The organism is Arthrobacter sp. Z1-9, from assembly GCF_054792695.1.
The window spans coordinates 1,918,769-1,937,270 of sequence record NZ_CP096456.1 but is presented as its reverse complement, the minus strand read 5'-3'; the positions used below and the strand labels follow the sequence as shown (position 1 = coordinate 1,937,270).

The following is an 18,502-nucleotide window of genomic DNA, read 5'->3' as shown; positions in this document are numbered from 1 at the left end:
GGTAGCGAGCCGCCGCACCAAGGCAACCATCCCGTCAGAGAGCTGCGGTCTGGATTGCCACCGCCATCGCGGCGGACTTTCGGGTTGAGCACTCCATCAACATCGCGAAGGATGATCCGCTTCCTAGGAGCAAGCTACATGGTGGGCACGGCGCTGAACAGAACCATCACGGAAAAGAGCAGACCGAAGATCGCGATCGCGTACCCGATAGCGAGTGAAACGCGAGCGAGCTGCCTGCCCTGACCGCCGTTGAGGTTGAACTGGTTCAGCGCCACGTGCCCCGCGCCGACGGCGAGACGGCCAGGACGGAGAGGCCGGCGAAGACGAACTTGGCCACAGCAAGGACAGCGCAGACAACCGAAATGATGGCCATCCTGTTGTAGCAGGCCGCCGCCGGTGAAGTCGCTGCTGACATTCCTATGAGTCCCCCAGCGCTAACAGGATCTACTTGCAGCCTACAAGAATGCCGGCAATTGAATCGTGCTCGGATTGTGTCACCCAGAGACTGTATTTGGCCTTGACGGCAGTTTGGCGTGCCACGTATTCGCATCGGAAGGCCTTGTTCGGCGGCAGCCACGTGGCTGCATCCTTGTCGCCCTTGGCACTGTTCGTGGGACCATCGGCGGCCATGAGATTCAGCGGGTCGTTGGCTAATTCCCTTCGCTGGTCGGCGCTGATCTGCTGTGCGCCCTTCTGCCAAGCGTCGCTGAGCGCGACGATGTGGTCGATCTGGACATCGGAGCTCGTGTCTTGGCCGCGGGTGAAGTTGATGGTTGTGCCGGTGTATTTATCAGCCAGCTTTCCTGTGACGACAACGCAGTTGTTGGTGGCAGGTTTGAACGTCTCGTTGGCCAGGTCCCGGGCAAGGATGTCATTGCGGGTGTCGCAGCCGTTGCGGTCAGTGTCAGCCCAGGCAGGTCCAAACTCATCACGGTCATAGCCGGTCTTCGGGGCGCGGCCCTTGACCGGGATGCTTTCGAGCTGGACGAGGGCGTCAGCGGCAGACGCCGAATTTACCGTGCCGGGGGAACCCATGCCTGGGGCAGGCTCGAGGACCTCAAGGGCGTTGGCTGCAGCTTCACAACCTACTAATGACCCAGCCATCACCAAGGCGGTGACAGCGGTCAGGATTTTGACGGGAGAGCAGGTGGTCTTCATGGTCCTTTGGCTAATAGGCGGTTGTTCCACGCTAGCTTCGACCACTCCCTGCCTCGGGGACGTGCGACCGTGATGCCCGCCACACGCCAACTTCCGCTAGCCCTCGTTGCTAGGTCTGTTTCGCGGCTCACCGCATCGGCGAATTCAACGAATATGCAGTGCTCGAGGTGTGGGTCGCTGGTCGATTGGAAGCGTCGTCCACTCATCGACAAACGAACTGCCTCCGGTAAACCCGTCCTTTAGACTGCGCGGATCAAAATGAGCTCGTAGACAATAGCCGAGCTCATTGCCGGCCCGCGGCAGGTCAGTTGCCGCGGCGGGGCGGGGCGGGCCTGCAGTTCGACGTCGACAAGCGCCGGATGAGGCGGGCTGCCGACGATGCGGATCCGCCAGTAATCGCCATCGCGGGAAGTCGCCGCAACCACATAGTCATTCCGGCCGGCCGGGCCGAAACGTCCGAGCGCGGCCACGACGGCGGCCTGCTGTGCTGGGAAGAGATCCGTGTAACCGCGCAAGTACTCCGCGTGGATACGGCCGGCGAGATGTTCTTCGATCGTGGCGACGGACGACCCAGCGCTCAGATTCCCGTAGTACACGCCGTCCGGCGCGACAACGACATTGCCTGCGAATCTGTCACCGCCTACATGCGAGCATTCCCACACCAGCTCCGGCCAGCGCTCAGTCAGCGCACGTCCCACAGGCCGTCCCCGCACGGCACAGCACTGGTCACGTTGACTGTGGGTGCACACCAGGATGACGGGCGGATGGCCGAGCTCTCCCGGGGTGCTGAGGGCTGTGGCAATCTCCGCCAGATCTTCATCCCGGTTCCACGTTCCCCAATGCTGACGAAAGGCACCGGAGTTATCGTGGCGTAGCACGGCCCAATGGCTCTGACCCTCACGGCGGCGGGGGCCGGGCCGCCTCACCAGCAGCACCCGCGCCCGGGCCGCCTTCGCGGCGGAGAGCACGATGGTTTTGGTCCCCGGCTCGAGATCAAGCCCCTCGAAACCATTAAGCGGCCACCCGCCCCGATACTCAATGAGGACCCAGACGGCACCGTGCGACGCCGTACCGGCAATCGGGTCGCCGCGCAAACGGGCGACATCCGAACAGAAAAAGCGCTCCTTGGCGGCCGCTGCGGCCGAGTTATTGGTTAGATCACTGTTCAACGGGAACGAGGACCCCCGCGCGCAGTAGTCTTTCAACGAGTTCGACGCCGAGATCACCCGCGGTGTGAATCTCCCCGTCCAGCGCGCACATCACAGACGGCAGATCGGCGTCCGGGAAGTCGAGCCAACCCACGCGCGTAGTCAGGCGCGGTCCCTCCAGCCGTGCTTCCAGTGCATCACGAAGCCGCACCACGGACTCGGGGCTCAGGCCGTCGACGGCGGCGAGCTGGGCCAACGGTCCCAGCGGCGCGGGGCGTCCCTGTCCTCGCCGGGTGCGGTGGAACAGGGCAGTGACATCAGCCTCAGCGAGGGCGTCCGTCAGTCGCCGACGGACGACGTCGATCTCCCCGTTCGGCCCGTCCACGCCCAAGGGCAACGTACGGCGCATCTCGGGATCGTCGCACAGCGCTGCAAGCGCGGCCTGGGCGAGCTGTTCGGCCAATGCGTAGCGGGTCCAGCTATGGATTCCCAGCGTGAGGTGGATGGAGACCTCGCCCTTCGCATGGGCGGCATGCAACCAGCCACGCGGCAGGTAGAGGACATCCCCAGGCTCTAGCACCGTGTCGATGAGGGCCTCGCCTTTCGCGGCCTCGGCCACGGCGGAGCGGCGGCCGGTCCAGGGTTGGTCACGCAACGGATCCGTGTGAACCGGCTCATGGATGATCCAGCGCTTGGTCCCCTCAATCTGCAGGACGAAGACGTCGTGCACGTCGTAGTGATCGTCGAACCCACGGTTTTGAGGCGGCGTGATGTAGGCATTGGCCTGCACCGGATGTCCGAGCTCAGTGCCCAGCCTGCTGCTGAAGTCCGAGACAGGCTCCCATGTGCGGTGTAAAGCCTGCAGGACGAGCGTGGCACCATCCGCGAATTTGCGCCAAAGCGCTGTGTCGTCGAGCTGGTCAGAGATGGTGGCGCCGACGCCGGCGGCTGAGGTGAATGATGAGTCGGGAAACGTAGTGCCGCCCTTGGCGACGCGGAGAAAGGGTGTGCGCAGTCCGCGGCGCGAGACCAGTTCGTCGACGGCCTGGGCTGAGAACAGATCCGAGAAGTCGCCGGCGCCACGCGTGAGCAGCGCCGTGCGCCCCCAGACCTCGCCGGCGAACCTCTCACGGCCAATGTTGATAAGACGTGTCTCCAGGACCCCGCCGCTTTCCAGTGCGCCGGGGTCCTGAAAATCCGTGCGGGTAGTGCTCAAAATTCAGATGCCCCGTTCTGCGGCTCCCCCATCGGCGCCGCCATCGGCACCACCGTCTGCACCGCCATCGGCGCCGCCATCGGCACCACCGTCTGCACCGCCATCGGCACCGCCGTCTGCACCGCCATCGGCTCCACCGTCGGCGCCTCCGTCTGCACCGCTGTCAGCTCCTCCGTCGGCACCCCCGTCATGCGTGCCGGGGACACCAGCCGCGCCACCGTCCGCGGGGCCTTCCTGCTGGCTCGGATCCTGTTCTGGACTGGTCATGCTTCCTCCCGAGAATCAAATCGCTAGGATCAGCTCCGTCACCGGCACTGATCACCCAACCGGGCAATCCAACGGCACCGCCCGTGATCACCCTAACGGCACAGGCCAGCCCTGGGAACAACCTTCTTCTTATTCAGAACCGGGCGCTCGCATTGGGACAAGCAGGCCTGGATGTACTCGAGCCACCGTTCACCATCGCTTCTTAGGAAAGCGGCTAGTACGATGGCGCACATGCGCGTCAGAGAGTCAGTTGTCGTCATCACTGGAGCGTCGAGTGGAATTGGCCGTGCCACTGCACTTGCGTTCGCGAAGCGAGGCGCCTTTGTGGTGCTGGCAGCGCGCCGAAGCGCAGCCCTGGAGGAAGTGGCGCGGGAGTGCACCGAAGCAGGAGGAACAGCGCTGGCGGTGCCGACCGATGTATCTGATGCGGAGGCGGTACAGAGCCTAGGGCGGCGGGCAGTGGCCCAGTTCGGACGAATCGACGTGTGGGTCAACGACGCCGCAGTCACAGCCTTCGCGCCCTTCCAGGATATTCCGCTTGAGGACTTCCGCCGGATTCTCGAGGTGGATGTCATGGGCTACGTCCACGGCGCCAGGACGGCCCTTCCGCATTTCCGCGACCAGGGCCGGGGCGTGCTGATCAACGTCTCATCCATCGTTGCGGCTGTTCCCCAGCCCTATACCCACGCTTACTCCATGTCGAAAGCTGCCGTCCGGGCCCTGTCCACTAGCTTGCGCCAAGAGCTGTGGATCGACGGAGCGAAGAGAATCAAAGTGTGCACGGTCATGCCCGCCACCATCGACACGCCCTTTTTCCAGCACACGGCCAACTACACAGGACGAAAAGCGAAGGCAATGCCTCCTGTTTACACAGCGGAACGGGTTGCGCGGGCGATCGTCAAGCTCGCCCGCCGTCCCCGGCGAGAGGTCATTGTGGGGCCAATGGGCCGGAATACGGTTATGCAGTCCAAGATCACGCCCGGGCTGATGGAGAGGATGATGGCTGTCCAGGTGGACAAGACACACCTCTACCGCACCAAACCGGCCGGTTCCACCCGCGGGAATCTTTTTGAGCCGGCCCCGGGAACGGGATCAGCCTCTGGTGGCTGGCACGGGAAGCGGAAGACGGCGACCCGCCGTGCTCTGTCTGCCGGTCTACTGCTGGGGGTCGTGGCCCGGCGATGGTCACGCTAGGTAGCCGGGATTTCGTCCAGCATACCCGTGTCACCGGCAGTAGGCTCCGCGGAAGCCAGGCCACAGCCCGCAAACCTTTGCGTCTGAGGGACGCCACCACAAGCCATGTCAAAACGTTAAAGCAAAAACCCCTCTGACGAGGGGATATGCTGTGCCCGAGGTGGGCTCGAACCGTCTTCCAGGCCTTGTAAACACCGGGAACCTGCGAGAACATGCGGAATCCGAAGCAGTCCAACCGATGTGCGACCTGCTCCGACGGCGAAAGTGTGGACATTGTGCACACCCCCATTTGCCCCTGAAATGGGTCCCACAGGCCAAGCCGGCGTGCCCGCCCCGGTATGCCTAGGCGGTTAACTGGCTGGTGCCACAACGTCCTCCAGCACTGACCTGTCGAAGAAACGGATCTCGCCCGTTGCCTCGAAGAACACAGGAACTACTGATGTGCTCAGGTCTTTGGACGTTTCGTAGATTTCAGCCGCACTCCCGTGCTTCCTCGCAATTGTTCCAACCAGCTCGGTACCGTGAACCCGAACAGTTCGATATTTGTAGCTCATCGTGACCCCTTCGTCGGCTAGGGCACACCCTACCCCTTGGGAGTGCCGCTTCGGGGGGTGGCTCCTATGGTGCCCGCGGTGACCGGGGCCGTTTCCTTGTTTCGCAGCTTCTTCTTGGAATCGGTTTCGGTCTTGGCCTCGAAGAAGGCTTCGCCAACCATCCACAGGGCCAGTGCAGCGCATGCCACGAGCCCAGCCCAGAGCAGGAGCGGACCGCCCGGCTTGGAGGCTATCGATCCGATCGCGCCGGACTGGTCGGCCTGGCCGCCCTGCCCCCTGTCGATCTGCAAGGCGATGACACCGATCAGGATGTGGACCAGACCAATGAAGACGAACCCGGCGCGGGCCAGTGTCCGTAACGCCGGGCTGCGGCTGGCCTCCGCCGCTTCCGATGCCGCCCGCTTAGCTTTTTGCGAGGCACTGCCCATGGCCAGCCCTTCCGATCCCGTACATGACCTTCGGTAGCCCGTTCAGCAGCGCCAGCCCGCGGGGTTGTTGAAAAGGTCGGGCATGATGTCCTCCTGCGTATGGAGCCAACCGTCACCGCATACCCTCCTCTGCCGGGGAGACCAGGACAGGGGTAGGAGGCCCCCTCCCGCAGTTAGGTTGCAATGATTGCTTTGCAGCGAGTGGCGGGCGATGATCAGGGCACGATCGCGGCTGACATCTAGGAATTTATGCGGGCCGCCGCGAATGACTTATACCCTTCGGACCACCATGTTGAAGAAGAAAAAGGACCCCGACACCTGCTGGATCCGGAAGGAATGTCCCCCCGCGGAGAGAACCGACATGTGCGGCTGCGTGATGTCACCGGTGAAGGGCAGCGCTCCAAATGGTTGCCCGTCGATTGAACAATCGACGATCGCCCTTCGAGTATTCGGATAGCTCTGTAGTTGGACAGTGCAGACATAATTGCCAGCCGTAGGAGCTTGAAAGTAGCAGTTGATGACTCCTGTGTTGCTCGTTTTCTCTCCCCAGCTCGGATGATTACCCTCTGAAAACCATGCCAGGCAGGTGTCATTCGAGTGTGAACCCGATGGGCGTACACCGTCAAAACGGTCTGCGTCCCATATATCGAGGTACCTCGCGTACGCACCGAATCTGCCACACGCATGAAAAAATGCGATAGGAAACCAGTTGGCGATGTCACCCAGGCGAGGAAACTGCTGCAGAACGGCTTCCGCGCCCTTAGTCGATTGCAGCGCCCTCAGTACTTCTTCATCGGTGGGGAACACGTCTGCTTGATCGGCCGCTTCCCGAGGCCCCGGTTCCTCTACGGAGTCTTTTGACTCAATGACTTTCAGCTCGAACTCTGGAGTATCTTCCAATGGTGCCACTTCCTTACGAGTGCTACATGTGCCTGCTTCATCCGCGCCTTGGTAGTTTCACGGACCACGGTGGCGGACTCAGTCAATGCCCAGCACCGTTACTCCTGCGTTACCGGCTGGCAGTTCAGGTAGTTCGTGACGTGACACGGCCAATACCAAGGGTGGGTAAGGTTCTAACCCCTCAGTCCAGGACGGCAAACAGCCCTCAGCAGTTCGACGGGAGCCAACTTGCCCCGGGCCCGGTCATCCATGGGCTTGCGCGTCTAGCCAAGGCACACCCCAAACTGACGGCGGGAACTGCCGCAACCGCTCGAAACTCCTAGCTGCCGGGCAAAAAAGTGGAGCGTGCCCAGCCTCCAATGCGAAGAGGCATGCTGCCGCTGCCCACAACCGGGGACAATTCTTATGGGTTATCCACCGCTACTACTGCTAGGGAGCTACCCCGACGGCTCCCATTTCCAGCCGTGGATAACCCAAATTTGTCCCAGCCATGGACTGCTCAACGCCAATCTGGTTTCCGATTGACGCTGCCCTGTTGAACGGGGAGCTCCGATCAAGCAATCGAGAGGAGTCTCTTCATGTGCTCCCGCGCGAGAACCCCGCTCCAGAGTGCCCGATGACGATTGACAGAAACGTCTTGCCGGTACATCTGGACCCGCTAGCGGTGTGGCGCCAGCCGCTTCTGTTTGTGGCACACCGCCAGCTGTTCCACTGGTGGTGAAGCCAGGGGTCGCGGATTGCGTGCTTAGCTCTCCTTGCTTTGGTGCCGGTCGAGGAGCTGGGCGCAGCGGATCAGGCCCAGGTGGGAGTATGCCTGTGGATGGTTGCCCAAATGCATTTCGGTTGTGGGGTCATATTCTTCTGGCAAGAGCCCGGTGGGTCCTATAAGATTCACCAGCTGCCCGAAAAGTACTTCGGCGTCATCGGTACGGCCGACCGCGAGATAAGCCTCGATCAGCCAGGTCGTGCAGATGTGGAAGCCGCCTTCGAGTCCGGGCAGCCCATCATCGTAGCGGTACCGGAAAACGGTGGGTCCTACGCGCAGCACGCGCTCGACGGCATCCACTGTTTTCAGGAACCGTTCATCGGTCACCTCCAGCAGGCCGGAAAGGCCGATGTGCAGGACAGCAGCGTCCAGGTCGGGACTGTCGTAGGCGACGGTGTACGACGCGGATTCCTCGTCCCAGCCTTGCTGGAGAACTTCGGTGCGGATGGTTGTGGCGGTGGTGCGCCAGAGCGGATCAGGGATCCGTCCATAGCGCTCGGCGGTGCGCACGGCGCGGTCCAAGGTGACCCAGCACATGACCTTGGTGTAGACGTGGTGACGGGGTGGGCGACGGGCTTCCCAGATTCCGTGGTCTGGTTCGTGCCAGCGGGACAGGACGGCCGCGGCCATCTGCTCCAGCAGTCGCCACTGGAAATCGTTCAACACATCGTTGTACCCACTGAGAGTGTCGATCAGCTCAGCAATTGGGCCGAAGACGTCCAATTGCACTTGGTGGTCGGCAGCGTTGCCGATTCGTACCGGGCGCGACCCGGCATATCCTGGCAGGCTCTCGATGGTTGCCTCACTGGCCATGGAGTTCCCGGTTACCGAGTACAACGGATGAAGCCATTCGGGACCAGGAGCCTGGTCCAATATCCGGCATAGCCAACGCAGGAACCCGTCGGCTTCGTCGGTGGAACCAAGGTCAACGAGTGCTTTAACGGTCATGGAGCCGTCACGCAGCCAGCAGTAGCGGTAGTCCCAATTGCGGATACCTCCGACTCCCTCCGGCAGCGAGGTGGTAGGCGCCGCCAGCACACCGCCGGTCGGTTCGTGCACCATGGCTCGGAGCACCAGCGCGGAACGCTTGACCAGTGAGGGTTTGACTGCAGGGATATCAAGCTTGCGCACCCAGGCTTGGGATCCTGCCGCGATGGCGGCACGGCGCGCTGGCTCGCCGGCAGTATCGAGAACAAAAGTTCCGGTGTCCCCGCAGCGCAGGTTCAGCACGACCGGCTCGAGGTGCAGGTCCACCTCCGCCGTGGCGGTTGCATGGCGGCTGTCGGTTTTGATGGTGAAGGCGACTCCCGGGGCGTGCAGGATTATGGGATCGGCGGTGCCGAGCACGTGCAGGTCACTGCCCCGGGCCTCCATGGTGAAGGGGGCGTTCGTGTAATCCGGTCGCGGCGCAAAGACGATCCTGGCCGCACCCGTGCCCGAAAGCACCCGTACCAGGCTGGTGAGGCCATTCGGTGAGGGTTCCAGGTAGTCCGTGACGGTTATGTCCGCCCAGCGCGTCTCGACGATCATCGTGCCGTCCACATAGCGTTGTCCGAGTACCCGTGATGCTTGCACGGGCTCAACGCTGAAATGCCCAGCCGCGTCGCCGCCAAGAATGTGCGCGAACACCGACCCCGAATCCGGCAGCGGATGGGTCATCCAGCAGATCTTTGCGTCCGGGGTTACCAGTGCGGTAGCGGAACCGCTTCCAAGAAGCGAATGGCGCTCCAAACCCACGGCATCCTCGCCGAAAAGCCAGGCCCGGCGCATTTCGAACAGCATGGCCAGGACCATCGCGAAAGCGTCCGGATCAGGCAGCCGGTGCCCGCCCGGGGGCCCGGGGCCGACCTGCAGGCCCAGGTCCGGACCTCGCAGCGTGGCGAGGGCGTCCCCGTCACTTGGGCCATCCCCGGCATAGAGCGTGGCGCTGATGCCCAACTGCGACCGCAGGCGTTCGAGCGCCCGGCCCTTGGCTGGCTCCACCAGGGACAAGTCCAGGACGGAGCCGTCCCGGATGAAGTACATCCCGTGGTCCCGGGCGATCCGTTCCGCTTTGGCGGTCACCCTGGCAGCGACGTCCGGCGGCTTCCCGATCAGGCGCACTGATACCCCTGCGGGTTTGCGGTGGATCCGTTCGATCCTGAAGTCTTTTTCGGCCCTCACTACCTCCGTCAGGGCCTCGGTGACTTCCTGAAGGATTGGCGTTGTAGTTTCAGGCTGGTCATAGAGAAAATCCATGTCGAATTCGGCGCCGTGCGAACCCACCAGGTGGACTTCGGCCGGCAGCCGGGATACGGCTGCCAAATCCCGCAGGGAACGGCCTGAAATCACCGCAGCGTGGGTGTTGGGCAGCGACGCCAGGGCGCGCAGGGCAATCGAGGCATTGCCCATCTGCACGGTCACTTTGGAGGTCCCCTCGTCGGGGGAGAGTGTCCCGCCATAGTTGCAGGCAACCAGCAGGTTCGGAGGTCTTGCGGCAAGGAGCTGGACAGCAACCCGGAATGAGTCCCCGACCGACCGGCAGCGTGCGGGCCACCAGGGGTGGTCATTGGAAATTTTCCATCCGTCAGCGGCCCGGCAGCTAGGAGGTGCCGCCGGTCAGAGCCGGTTTACAACTGCGTCTGACAGGAATCATTTAGATAAACTTTCACGCCAACCATCGTCTCAGCGTGATTCGAGCCAGGCGCCGCTGTCAAGAGTTCACCTGAGCAGCTCAGGGGCGGGCCGGCACACGAAAGGGCCTAAGGATCGGTGGCAGAGTCTTCCAGGCTGTAATGGCCAGTTGCGTCGAGCACGCTGTCCAGCCAGGAGACCCGGTTAGTAAAGCGCCTCGCCTTGCGGGGATCTGTCCACCGGTAGGAGTCGTGCTCCCAATTAATTTTCAGCCGCCGCCGGGTCGTTAGGGCGGTGAACGTGTGAACCAGCCAGGGAGCTCCAGAACCGTCGGCGACCACGAGGTCCGGTCCTTGATGGAGGGCCTGGAGGTCTGTGGCCTGCAGCCCCGTTTCTTCGAAAAGCTCTTCAAGAGTCTGCTGTTCCGGTGTTGCCCCGGCTTCCAGAAATCCGGTGATGCAGTGCCAGAGGCCACTGTCGTGGCCATAGCGGCGGCTTCTTCTGAACAGGGCAATCCTGCCTCGCCACTGGATGACGGCGGCGATGACAACGTGATCCAGTGGGATGTCACCGGCGGCGCCAGAGGGAGCGCCGACGCAGGCGGATGTAGCGATGACGCCCATATTCTCTCCTTTGCTACTGCTCTCGAGGGGCAGCCGCCCCTCTTACACGGGGCGGGTTCAGATTGCCCCTTCACAACCTGCCGGGAGAGTCCCTGCAGTTGAGGTTACCTGTGAGCATCTTGCGTCGAGGGGCCGTCGGCTGGGTAACTCGATGCCTCTAGCAATAATGCCTAAAAACAGGATAATGTATTTATTGGTCAAAGATGCACATTCCGCGCGATACCGCTGCGAAGAGGAACAGCATCACCTCCCCGGGCGCAACGGCGCCGCGAAAGGAACTTCATATGAATTACGCAAGCTTTGTAGCTGTAGACGGCACCCCCACCTGGGGCATCATCGCGGACGGACGCGCGTACGACCTGGGTCCCAGCGGAGCAAACCTCGCCCGCACCCTACGCGCCGCAATTGAGCAGGGCATCTTCGGAACTGTCGGTGAGGAATTCCACAGCGCCCCGTCCCGTGCAGAAGCCGACATCGAGTTCCTGCCTGCCGTCACTGACCCGGGAAAGGTTATCTGCATTGGCGTGAACTACCGCAGCCACCAGGAAGAATCCGGAAAGACGGAGCAGAAGGCACCCACCATCTTCACCCGCTTCGCCGACTCCCAGATGGGCCACCTGCAGCCCGCCCAAATGCCCGCCACCACCACAAAGTTCGACTACGAAGGCGAAATGGCCCTCGTCATCGGTAAGGAAGCGTTCCACGTCGCCGAAGAAGACGCCTTCGACTACGTTGCCGGCTACGCCGCCTACAACGACCTCAGCGTCCGTGACTGGCAACTCGCCGCCTCCCAGTGGATCCCCGGTAAAAACTTCCCCGGCACCGGCGGCTTCGGCCCGTATCTCGTCCCGGCGGCCGACTTGGGCAACGTCAACGAGCTCACCCTGGAAACCCGGGTCAACGGCGATATCCGCCAGAAGGCCTCTGTGGCAGACCTGTACTTCACCATTCCGCAGCTGATCGCCTACGTCACCGGCTTCACAAGGCTCTCACCCGGTGACGTGATCGTCACCGGGACCCCCGGGGGCGTGGGCCTGTTCATGGCACCGTCCGGGCTGCTCTCCGAAGGCGACGTTGTCGAGGTCGAAATCACCGGCCTCGGCACCCTCAAAAACACGGTGGAGCTCGTCCCCTGACCTGCCCTGCTCCCGCCTCGACAGCATTCCTACAGGAACGGAACCCCAAACCGGCATGGACACAATCATCGAAACCGACGTACTTGTCATCGGGGCAGGCCCCATCGGCCTGGCCACGGCGAACCTGCTGGCGGACCAGGGCGTAAACGTAATGCTCATCGAGCGCCATGCTGGTACCAGTGACGAACCGCGGGCCATCAGCGTCACCGACGAGACTCTGCGCGTCATGCAGCAGATTGGCATTCTGGACCGGCTTGCACCTGAAATGCTGATGGACACCGGCGCCCGTTACTACGGCCGGAGGCAACAGCTGTTGGCGGAGGTCTACCCGGCCGCGCCGCGGCTGGGCCAGCCAGGCAAGTCCCAGTTCGACCAGCCGGTGATGGAATCCCTGCTTCTCGAAGCCGCCCGGGTCCGCCCATTGATCGACATCCGATTCAACACCGAAGCGTTCCGCATCACAGACGGCCCCGGGCATGCGGACACGGTGCTGATCGACGCCGAGGGCAAGCACACCGTCCGCTCCAAATGGGTGGTAGCGTGCGACGGCGGGCGCAGCCCGGTCCGTTCCCAGCTGGGAATCGCGATGGAAGGTTCCACCCAGGTCCAGAAGTGGATCGTGGTGGACATCATCAACACCCCGGGTAACCCTGAACGGTTCTCGGAGTTCCACTGCAACGGGACGCGTCCCGTTGTGGTGGTCCCCGGAGTCCACGGCCGCCGCCGCTACGAGTTCATGCTCCTGCCCGGCGAGGAGGCGGCGGAGATGACGTCTCCGGAAACCATCATCAGGCTCATCGCGCCGTTCCAAAAGATTGCCGCCGCGGACATCCGCCGCGCAGCCGTCTACGTCGCCCACCAGCGCGTTGCCCTGGACTACCGGGTGGGGCACGTGCTCCTCGCGGGCGATTCAGCCCACATGATGCCCCCGTTCGCCGGCCAGGCCCTCAACGCAGGCATCCGCGACGCCGCAAACCTCGCGTGGAAGGTCGCCGCGCACGTCCGCGGGACCGGCACGGACGCCCTGGTGGATACCTACCAGACGGAGCGGCGCCCGCACGCGGTGGACATGGTGCGCCTGTCCCACCGGATCGGCAAAGTGGTGATGAACGTCAACCCGGTACTCACCGCCGTCCGCGATGCCGCGATTACCGCGTCCGGCATCGTTCCGGCTGCAAAAGCCTGGCTCGCAGGGATGAAGTTCCTCAAACAACCGTACTTCGCCGATGGTTGCGTGGTGCTACCAGGCTCTGAAGTTCCGAAGTGGGCAGCCGTGCTGGTGGGCCGCTCCCTGTCCCAGCCCCAGGTCACGCTGTCCACTGGCGACAGCGTGCAACTGGACACCGTCCTCGGTATGGGCTGGGCACTGCTGCACTTCCCCCTGGATCGCGGCGCGCCATTCGAGGTCAAACGGCTGGACGCTGGCGGGAACGGACCCATAGGGAGCGATGACGGCAGCCGGCGCCTCGCGCTGGCCGGCGTCATCACCGCCACCGACACCGACGGGGCTTTCGCAGCTGCCGCGGGCAGCGGTATGACCCTCGTGGTGCGGCCCGACCGGTATGTCGCAGCAGTCACCACCCGGCACACCGAGCAGGCGGCGTTTGAAGCACTGTCCGCGTACGTGCCGGAACTGCCACGCCTGATGTACGCCGAATCAGCAGCGCGGGCCAGCCGCTGACAGCAACAACAGCAGAAACAAAGGAGCGGGAGACCCAAATGGGTCTCCCGCTCCTTTGCTGTCCGCATGCCCAACCAGGTGGAAACCGATGCGGCTCTGAGAGGCTTCGAAACGACTGGGAGGATAGAAACGCTGGTCCGGGACTGACTGCCGGGATGCCCTCCTACGTGTCAGTCTGACTCCCCGGAATCGTTGCTGGCGTCCTGCCCCTGGATGAGGGGCAGTTGCGGCCGGCCACGGTCACACGAAGGCCTCCGCAGCCCTTGCTGATCCTGATCTGCACCCGGGTATCCGTGACCACAGACCACAGCGGGGCGTGAAAAGGCCTTTGCCACCTGTGCCACCACCGAGGATGGACCAAAAGGACAATTTGCCGATGCCTGAAGCGCTGTCCTGCCCGGCGGATCTAGGAACGCTCGGCACCACAAAACCCAACCCCTGCCAGGCTTGAAACCAGAGAAAGGTCAGCAGCTGCCACTTATATTTGGGGAGATCCTAAGGGCCGGATCACCCATGGCGTCACGCGCACGACGGCGAGGCCGCACCACGGGGGGTAAGTTCCCAGGTGCGGCCTCGCCGTTGATGTTCGTTTTGCTGTCTAGACTGCGCCGCCGTGGCGCTCAATGACGTCGCTTGCCAGCTGCTTGCCGAAAGATGTGTGGAGGCGGAGTGCGTCCGCGGCCCGAGCGTAGTCATGGTTCTTCAGTGCCGCCGTGAGCTCCACGATGTGGCTGTGGTCCATTTTCCGCGCCCATTCTTCACTATTGAGGGCCTCGCGCCATACCGTCCCGATGCCGAGGCGGCGGAAGGCATCGGTGAGCTGGGCGGAACCCGCCACGCTGACCAGGCGGTCGTGGTACTTGGCGTTGGTCTTGAGGAAGCTGTCCAGCGCTTCCTGGCCGCCCTGGCGCAGCAATGCCAGCTCGTCCGTGAGCCGGCTCAGTTCCGCGATGTCCTCGTCGGTGAACTTATCGAAATGGCTGGCGAGTACGCCAAGCTCAATAGTGAGGCGGCCGTCGTAGACGCTGTCCGTCAGCTCGCGGGTGATGGGCGCCGGCAGGAATTCGCCCTTGTCACCCCGGATAACCAGCGACTCGGCAGTCAGTTTTACCAAGGCGTTGTGGACGTTGTGCGGGTCGGACTTGGACTGGGCAGCGATCTCCACCGGGTCCAAGGCGTGGTGCAGCGGGGTGCGGCGGCCCAGTACCCAGTCGCGTACGGCGTCGTAGGCCGCGAGTTCCTTGACCCTTTCCAGCCGTCCGAAGGCGCCGCGGAAGTACGCCAGGGGTTCGCCTGTGGTGGCCTTGGCGTCCGTGACTTGGCCAAGGAACACGGTGTGCGTGCCCCCGGTGGGGGTTTCTGCCACCCGGCAGACGATGGTGGCAAGGGCGCCGTCCAGCATGGGGACGCCCTCCGCTGACAGGGTGACCGCAACGCCGTCGAACTTGTCGCCGCCCTTGCGTCCGAACTTCATGGCGAGATCGCTCTGGTTCTCGGCAAGGATGTTGATGCCAAACACTCCCGCCTTCAGCACGGCGTCGTGCGTGGAGCTGGAGCGGTTGAGGCAGGCAAGCATCATGGGAGGCTCCATGGACAGCGAGGACACGGCAGAGGCCGTTGTGCCGTACAGCTCGCCGTCCACAACCGTGGTGATGACCGTGACGCCGCTGGCGAAGTGGCCCACGACGTGACGGAAGGCAGCGGGATCGACGGTGATCGCCGCGGTGGGTACAACCTGTTCTGTATTCATTTCATCCTCCTGGGATTTAGTGCTGAAAGTCGGGTGTGAAGAGTTTGATGAGGGGTGCCAGGCTGTCCAGCTCCTCCAGGCGCTGGATGAGCCGTACCGCTTCCTCGGCATTCCTGTGTGAGGTCCTGCCGCCAAATGCGGTGTTGGCGTAATACTTGTCCAGGATCTCGGCCTCGCTCATGGCGCTGGCGTAGATGTCCCCCTTGGGCACATCCGTCCGGGTCTTGAGAAGGGAACCGTCCCGCAGGCGAAGCTCCACTTCGGCGGTGAGCGATTCCGCGGGCGGCAGGGAATCAACCAGCCGGATCTTCTCCAGCAGCCGCTGCAGGCGCGGATCCTGCATGTGCTCCAGCGTTAGGTGTTCCGGCCGCACGGTCCTGTACATCAGGGCGGTTGCCGCCGTGAACCGGATGCTGAAGGCACCCGAAACCTCCGGGCACTCCCCGATCACGAACGGCTGGCCCACGAAACCCTTCAGGGTCCGCGGGGTCACGTGGATGAGAATCTCCTCAATCTGGTCCTCGTTCAGCCGGTTTTCCGTTGCCAGCCGCACACACGCGTCCAGTGAGGGGTGGCTGGCCCGGCAGGAGGCCCAGGGCTTGATCACGCAGTCTGCATAGAAGGCGTGGCCGAGCCGGCGGGTCACCTTCTCCGGTGCCGGGGAGGAGCAGTACATGTCCAAAAACCCGTGCCGGCCCGCGATGGCATCCGCCGGCCCGGTGAACCCCGCCTGAGCCAGCTCCGCGGACACAATGGAGTTGCGGGCGGCGAAGGCGATGGGCAGCTTGAACGCGAGGGTTTGATCGAAGATGTTGGCCACGGTTCCGGACAGCTGGTTCAGCGCGATTCCCAGCGCGTTCCGGACTTGAACCGCGTCCAGCCCCATGAGCTTGGCGGCGACGGCGGTGCCGCCGAGGCCGTTGACGGTGCCGGTGTTGTCCTGCCCGCCGTAGACGTCAAAGCCCGATGCCGCGGCGAGCCGCGAGGTGAGGTCGTCCCCCACGATCAGTGCCGTGAGAAAGTCCTGGCCCGAGGACCGCTGCTGCTCCGCGACGGCCAGGGCCACCGGAACGGTGGTCCCGCTGATGTGGGCGGCGGACTGCGTGTGGTCCTCATATTCCGCGCCGATCGGCTCGAAGTCGTAGGACCGCATCATGACCGCGTTGACCATGGCGGCGTTGTGTGCCGGCAGGCGGGCGCCGTGGACCAGCACGCTTGATTCCGGCGTGCCGCCCCAGCGGCGAGCAAGGTTCAGGACGGCGCCGTTGCCCTGGGCACGGTGGCCTGCGGCGATGTTGCCCAGCGAGTCGATGAGCCGGATCTTTGCCCGGTCCACAGTGCCGGTGTCGAAGGCCTCGAAGCCGGTGTCCGCGACATGCCTGGCCACTGTGCCCGTCGTGTTCTCCGCGCTGTTTTTGAGGCCGGCGGCCTCCGCTGTCCGCGCCGTCATGGCGGATCCTAGCCCCGCGCTCCGACGGCGACCCGGTCAGCCACAGGCGCGGCAATTTCGCCTTCTCGCAAATCGCCTGGTGTGGCGGGCAGGCCGTCGATTTCCTCGAACATCGCCTGGTAGGCACCGCTCTCCCCTGCTGCCTGGGCCTTGCGGTGGTCCAGGGCCCGGGCGCGGCCAATGCTACCGAGGTAGAAGCGCTCGTAAAGCTCGATCCGGCTGCCCAGTGCCGAGCCTGCGAAGTCCCAGGCGGTGCGCATGATGCGGGCGCGTTCCTGGGCGCTGATGCCGTTTGCGCCGGGGAGGTATTTCTTGAGCAGCGGACCCAGGCGCGGATCGTTGAAGGCCCCGCCGGTGGGGGTGGCCAGCAGGTTGTGGGAGCCCATGGACTTGATGATTTCGTTGATGCGGATCATCCAGCCGGGCATGATGGCGCGCAGGGCGCTGATGTCGTCGTGGCAGAAGAACGCGCCGTCGCCCCAGTCCGAGGCCCGCATCTCCGCGGAGTGGATGGCCGCGCGGGTGAGGCGCAGGTAGGTGTAGATCTCGCCGAGCATGGCGCCGACGTCGGGCTTGTTCTCGGTGCCGGTCACCTTGGCGATCTGCGTACAGAGATCGTAGGCGAACTCCAGCTTTACGGCGGCACGGATGGCCGTCTGCTGCTGGGTGTTGCCGGACGCGGTGCCGGCATTGATGCCGTTGTAGACGTCCAGATTGCCGTCGATGAACACGCGGTCCCACGGAACCAGCACGTCATCGAAAATGATAACGGCATCCTGCTCGTCAAAGCGCGACGAGAACGGCTTGTCCGCAACATCGGCGTCCACCCCGTAGTGGTCGCGGCACACGGCCACGACGCCGGGAGTGGCCACCGGAATCGCGAAGGAAATGGCGTATTCCTCGAAGCCCTTCTGGATGGGAACTGCCGGGTAGACGTACAGTTCGTCCGCGATGGGGCCCAGGGTGGCCAGCATCTTGGCGCCCTTGACGATAAGTCCCTTTTCGGTCCGTTCCACCACACGAAGCGTGAGTTCCTCGTTCATGCCCTGCAGCTCGCCGACACTCTTGTCGATGGCCGCGTGCACGATGGTGTGGGTCAGGGCAAGGTCCTTTTCGATCACTTCGCGGTGATAGGCCGCCAGCCGCTGGTGGTATACCGGGTCTCCGGAGCGGTCGAAGATGTCACGGCGGGAGACGTGGCCGGCCAGGACCACGTTGACGTAGTCCGGGGTGCGGCCCAGCATGCCGTTGGAGTAGCGGGCCAACCGGTCGAAGGCCCGGTGCCTGAGGGCAATGTCATCTGCGTTCTTCGGCAGCGAGAGGCTCACGTTCATGGACTCCCCCGTTTCCGGGTGGGTGGTCAGGCAGTCCGCCGCGTACTTGTGCTGGTAATCGAAGTAGCCCGCCATGCCTTCGACGGAACCTTTGAAGGCCGGGTGTTCGAGAACGGAGATGCGCTCCGACCCCAGCCAGACTTCGCGGCCGTCATCCAGGCCCCGCTTGTACTCTGCTCCGGTGCGTGCAGTCACTTTGAACTCCTTCTTGGCTGGTACCAGGGGTGGCACCCGTGGAACCTTCACAACATTGTGAGAGGAAAATGCATTCTTTGAATGATTTT

The 18,502-nt window shown here is 63.5% G+C and carries 15 protein-coding genes and 1 pseudogene; 3 read left to right on the top strand and 13 right to left on the bottom strand.

Features of this window, described 5'->3' with window-relative positions:
• Positions 1-134: 134 nt before the first annotated feature.
• From M1D93_RS08855 to M1D93_RS08830, 6 genes are all read right to left on the bottom strand, one after another.
• Positions 135-275: a hypothetical protein gene (locus M1D93_RS08855; protein WP_461174723.1), complete on the bottom strand. Its 141-nt coding sequence runs from the start codon at positions 273-275 to the stop codon at positions 135-137.
• Positions 266-415 carry a hypothetical protein gene (locus M1D93_RS08850; RefSeq protein ID WP_461174722.1) on the bottom strand — a complete coding sequence of 50 codons (150 nt, stop codon included), beginning with the start codon at positions 413-415 and terminating at the stop codon, positions 266-268. The genes M1D93_RS08855 and M1D93_RS08850 overlap by 10 nt, the downstream gene beginning before the upstream one ends.
• A gap of 29 nt (positions 416-444) precedes the next feature.
• Positions 445-1,158: an HNH endonuclease family protein gene (locus tag M1D93_RS08845; protein ID WP_461174721.1), complete on the bottom strand. Its 714-nt coding sequence runs from the start codon at positions 1,156-1,158 to the stop codon at positions 445-447.
• Positions 1,159-1,397: 239 nt separating this feature from the next.
• A complete protein-coding gene (locus tag M1D93_RS08840; protein ID WP_461174720.1) occupies positions 1,398-2,327 on the bottom strand; it encodes a sucrase ferredoxin in 930 nt (309 codons plus the stop codon).
• Positions 2,317-3,522: a cupin domain-containing protein gene (locus M1D93_RS08835; RefSeq protein WP_461174719.1), complete on the bottom strand. Its 1,206-nt coding sequence runs from the start codon at positions 3,520-3,522 to the stop codon at positions 2,317-2,319. Before M1D93_RS08835 ends, M1D93_RS08840 begins: the two co-directional genes overlap by 11 nt.
• Positions 3,523-3,525: 3 nt before the next feature.
• Complete coding sequence (locus tag M1D93_RS08830) at positions 3,526-3,789, bottom strand: BatC protein (RefSeq protein WP_461174718.1); 264 nt, start codon at positions 3,787-3,789, stop codon at positions 3,526-3,528.
• 231 nt (positions 3,790-4,020) lie between these two features.
• Between M1D93_RS08830 and M1D93_RS08825 the strand changes: the two genes are divergently transcribed.
• Complete coding sequence (locus M1D93_RS08825) at positions 4,021-4,983, top strand: SDR family oxidoreductase (protein ID WP_461174717.1); 963 nt, start codon at positions 4,021-4,023, stop codon at positions 4,981-4,983.
• Positions 4,984-5,566: 583 nt separating this feature from the next.
• Here M1D93_RS08825 and M1D93_RS08820 read toward each other — a convergent pair.
• The 4 genes and pseudogenes from M1D93_RS08820 to M1D93_RS08805 all read right to left on the bottom strand — a co-directional run bounded on the left by M1D93_RS08820 (position 5,567) and on the right by M1D93_RS08805 (position 10,867).
• Positions 5,567-5,965: a DUF1206 domain-containing protein gene (locus M1D93_RS08820; RefSeq protein ID WP_461174716.1), complete on the bottom strand. Its 399-nt coding sequence runs from the start codon at positions 5,963-5,965 to the stop codon at positions 5,567-5,569.
• A gap of 270 nt (positions 5,966-6,235) precedes the next feature.
• The gene (locus tag M1D93_RS08815) at positions 6,236-6,865 is read right to left on the bottom strand and encodes a hypothetical protein (RefSeq protein ID WP_461174715.1); all 630 of its coding nucleotides are present in this window, start codon (positions 6,863-6,865) and stop codon (positions 6,236-6,238) included.
• Positions 6,866-7,610: 745 nt separating this feature from the next.
• Positions 7,611-10,106 (bottom strand): annotated as a pseudogene (locus M1D93_RS08810) (trehalase-like domain-containing protein); the annotation flags it as partial.
• A 266-nt stretch (positions 10,107-10,372) separates the two neighbouring features.
• The gene (locus M1D93_RS08805; protein ID WP_461174714.1) at positions 10,373-10,867 is read right to left on the bottom strand and encodes an NUDIX domain-containing protein; all 495 of its coding nucleotides are present in this window, start codon (positions 10,865-10,867) and stop codon (positions 10,373-10,375) included.
• A 284-nt stretch (positions 10,868-11,151) separates the two neighbouring features.
• Here M1D93_RS08805 and M1D93_RS08800 point away from each other — a divergent pair, with 284 nt between their 5' ends.
• Both M1D93_RS08800 and M1D93_RS08795 read left to right on the top strand, forming a co-directional pair.
• Positions 11,152-12,003: a fumarylacetoacetate hydrolase family protein gene (locus M1D93_RS08800; RefSeq protein WP_461174713.1), complete on the top strand. Its 852-nt coding sequence runs from the start codon at positions 11,152-11,154 to the stop codon at positions 12,001-12,003.
• Between the two features lie 55 nt (positions 12,004-12,058).
• Positions 12,059-13,684: an FAD-dependent monooxygenase gene (locus M1D93_RS08795; RefSeq protein WP_461174712.1), complete on the top strand. Its 1,626-nt coding sequence runs from the start codon at positions 12,059-12,061 to the stop codon at positions 13,682-13,684.
• 598 nt (positions 13,685-14,282) lie between these two features.
• Here the strand turns inward: M1D93_RS08795 and M1D93_RS08790 are convergent.
• The 3 genes from M1D93_RS08790 to M1D93_RS08780 are packed head-to-tail and all read right to left on the bottom strand — an operon-like array spanning position 14,283 to position 18,413.
• On the bottom strand, positions 14,283-15,434 hold the full coding sequence (locus tag M1D93_RS08790) for a flavin reductase (RefSeq protein WP_461174711.1): 1,152 nt from the start codon (positions 15,432-15,434) through the stop codon (positions 14,283-14,285).
• A gap of 16 nt (positions 15,435-15,450) precedes the next feature.
• Entirely contained in the window at positions 15,451-16,884 is a 1,434-nt protein-coding gene (locus M1D93_RS08785) for an MmgE/PrpD family protein (protein ID WP_461174710.1), read from the bottom strand.
• 8 nt (positions 16,885-16,892) lie between these two features.
• Positions 16,893-18,413: a 4-hydroxyphenylacetate 3-hydroxylase N-terminal domain-containing protein gene (locus M1D93_RS08780; protein ID WP_461174709.1), complete on the bottom strand. Its 1,521-nt coding sequence runs from the start codon at positions 18,411-18,413 to the stop codon at positions 16,893-16,895.
• Positions 18,414-18,502 lie beyond the last annotated feature (89 nt).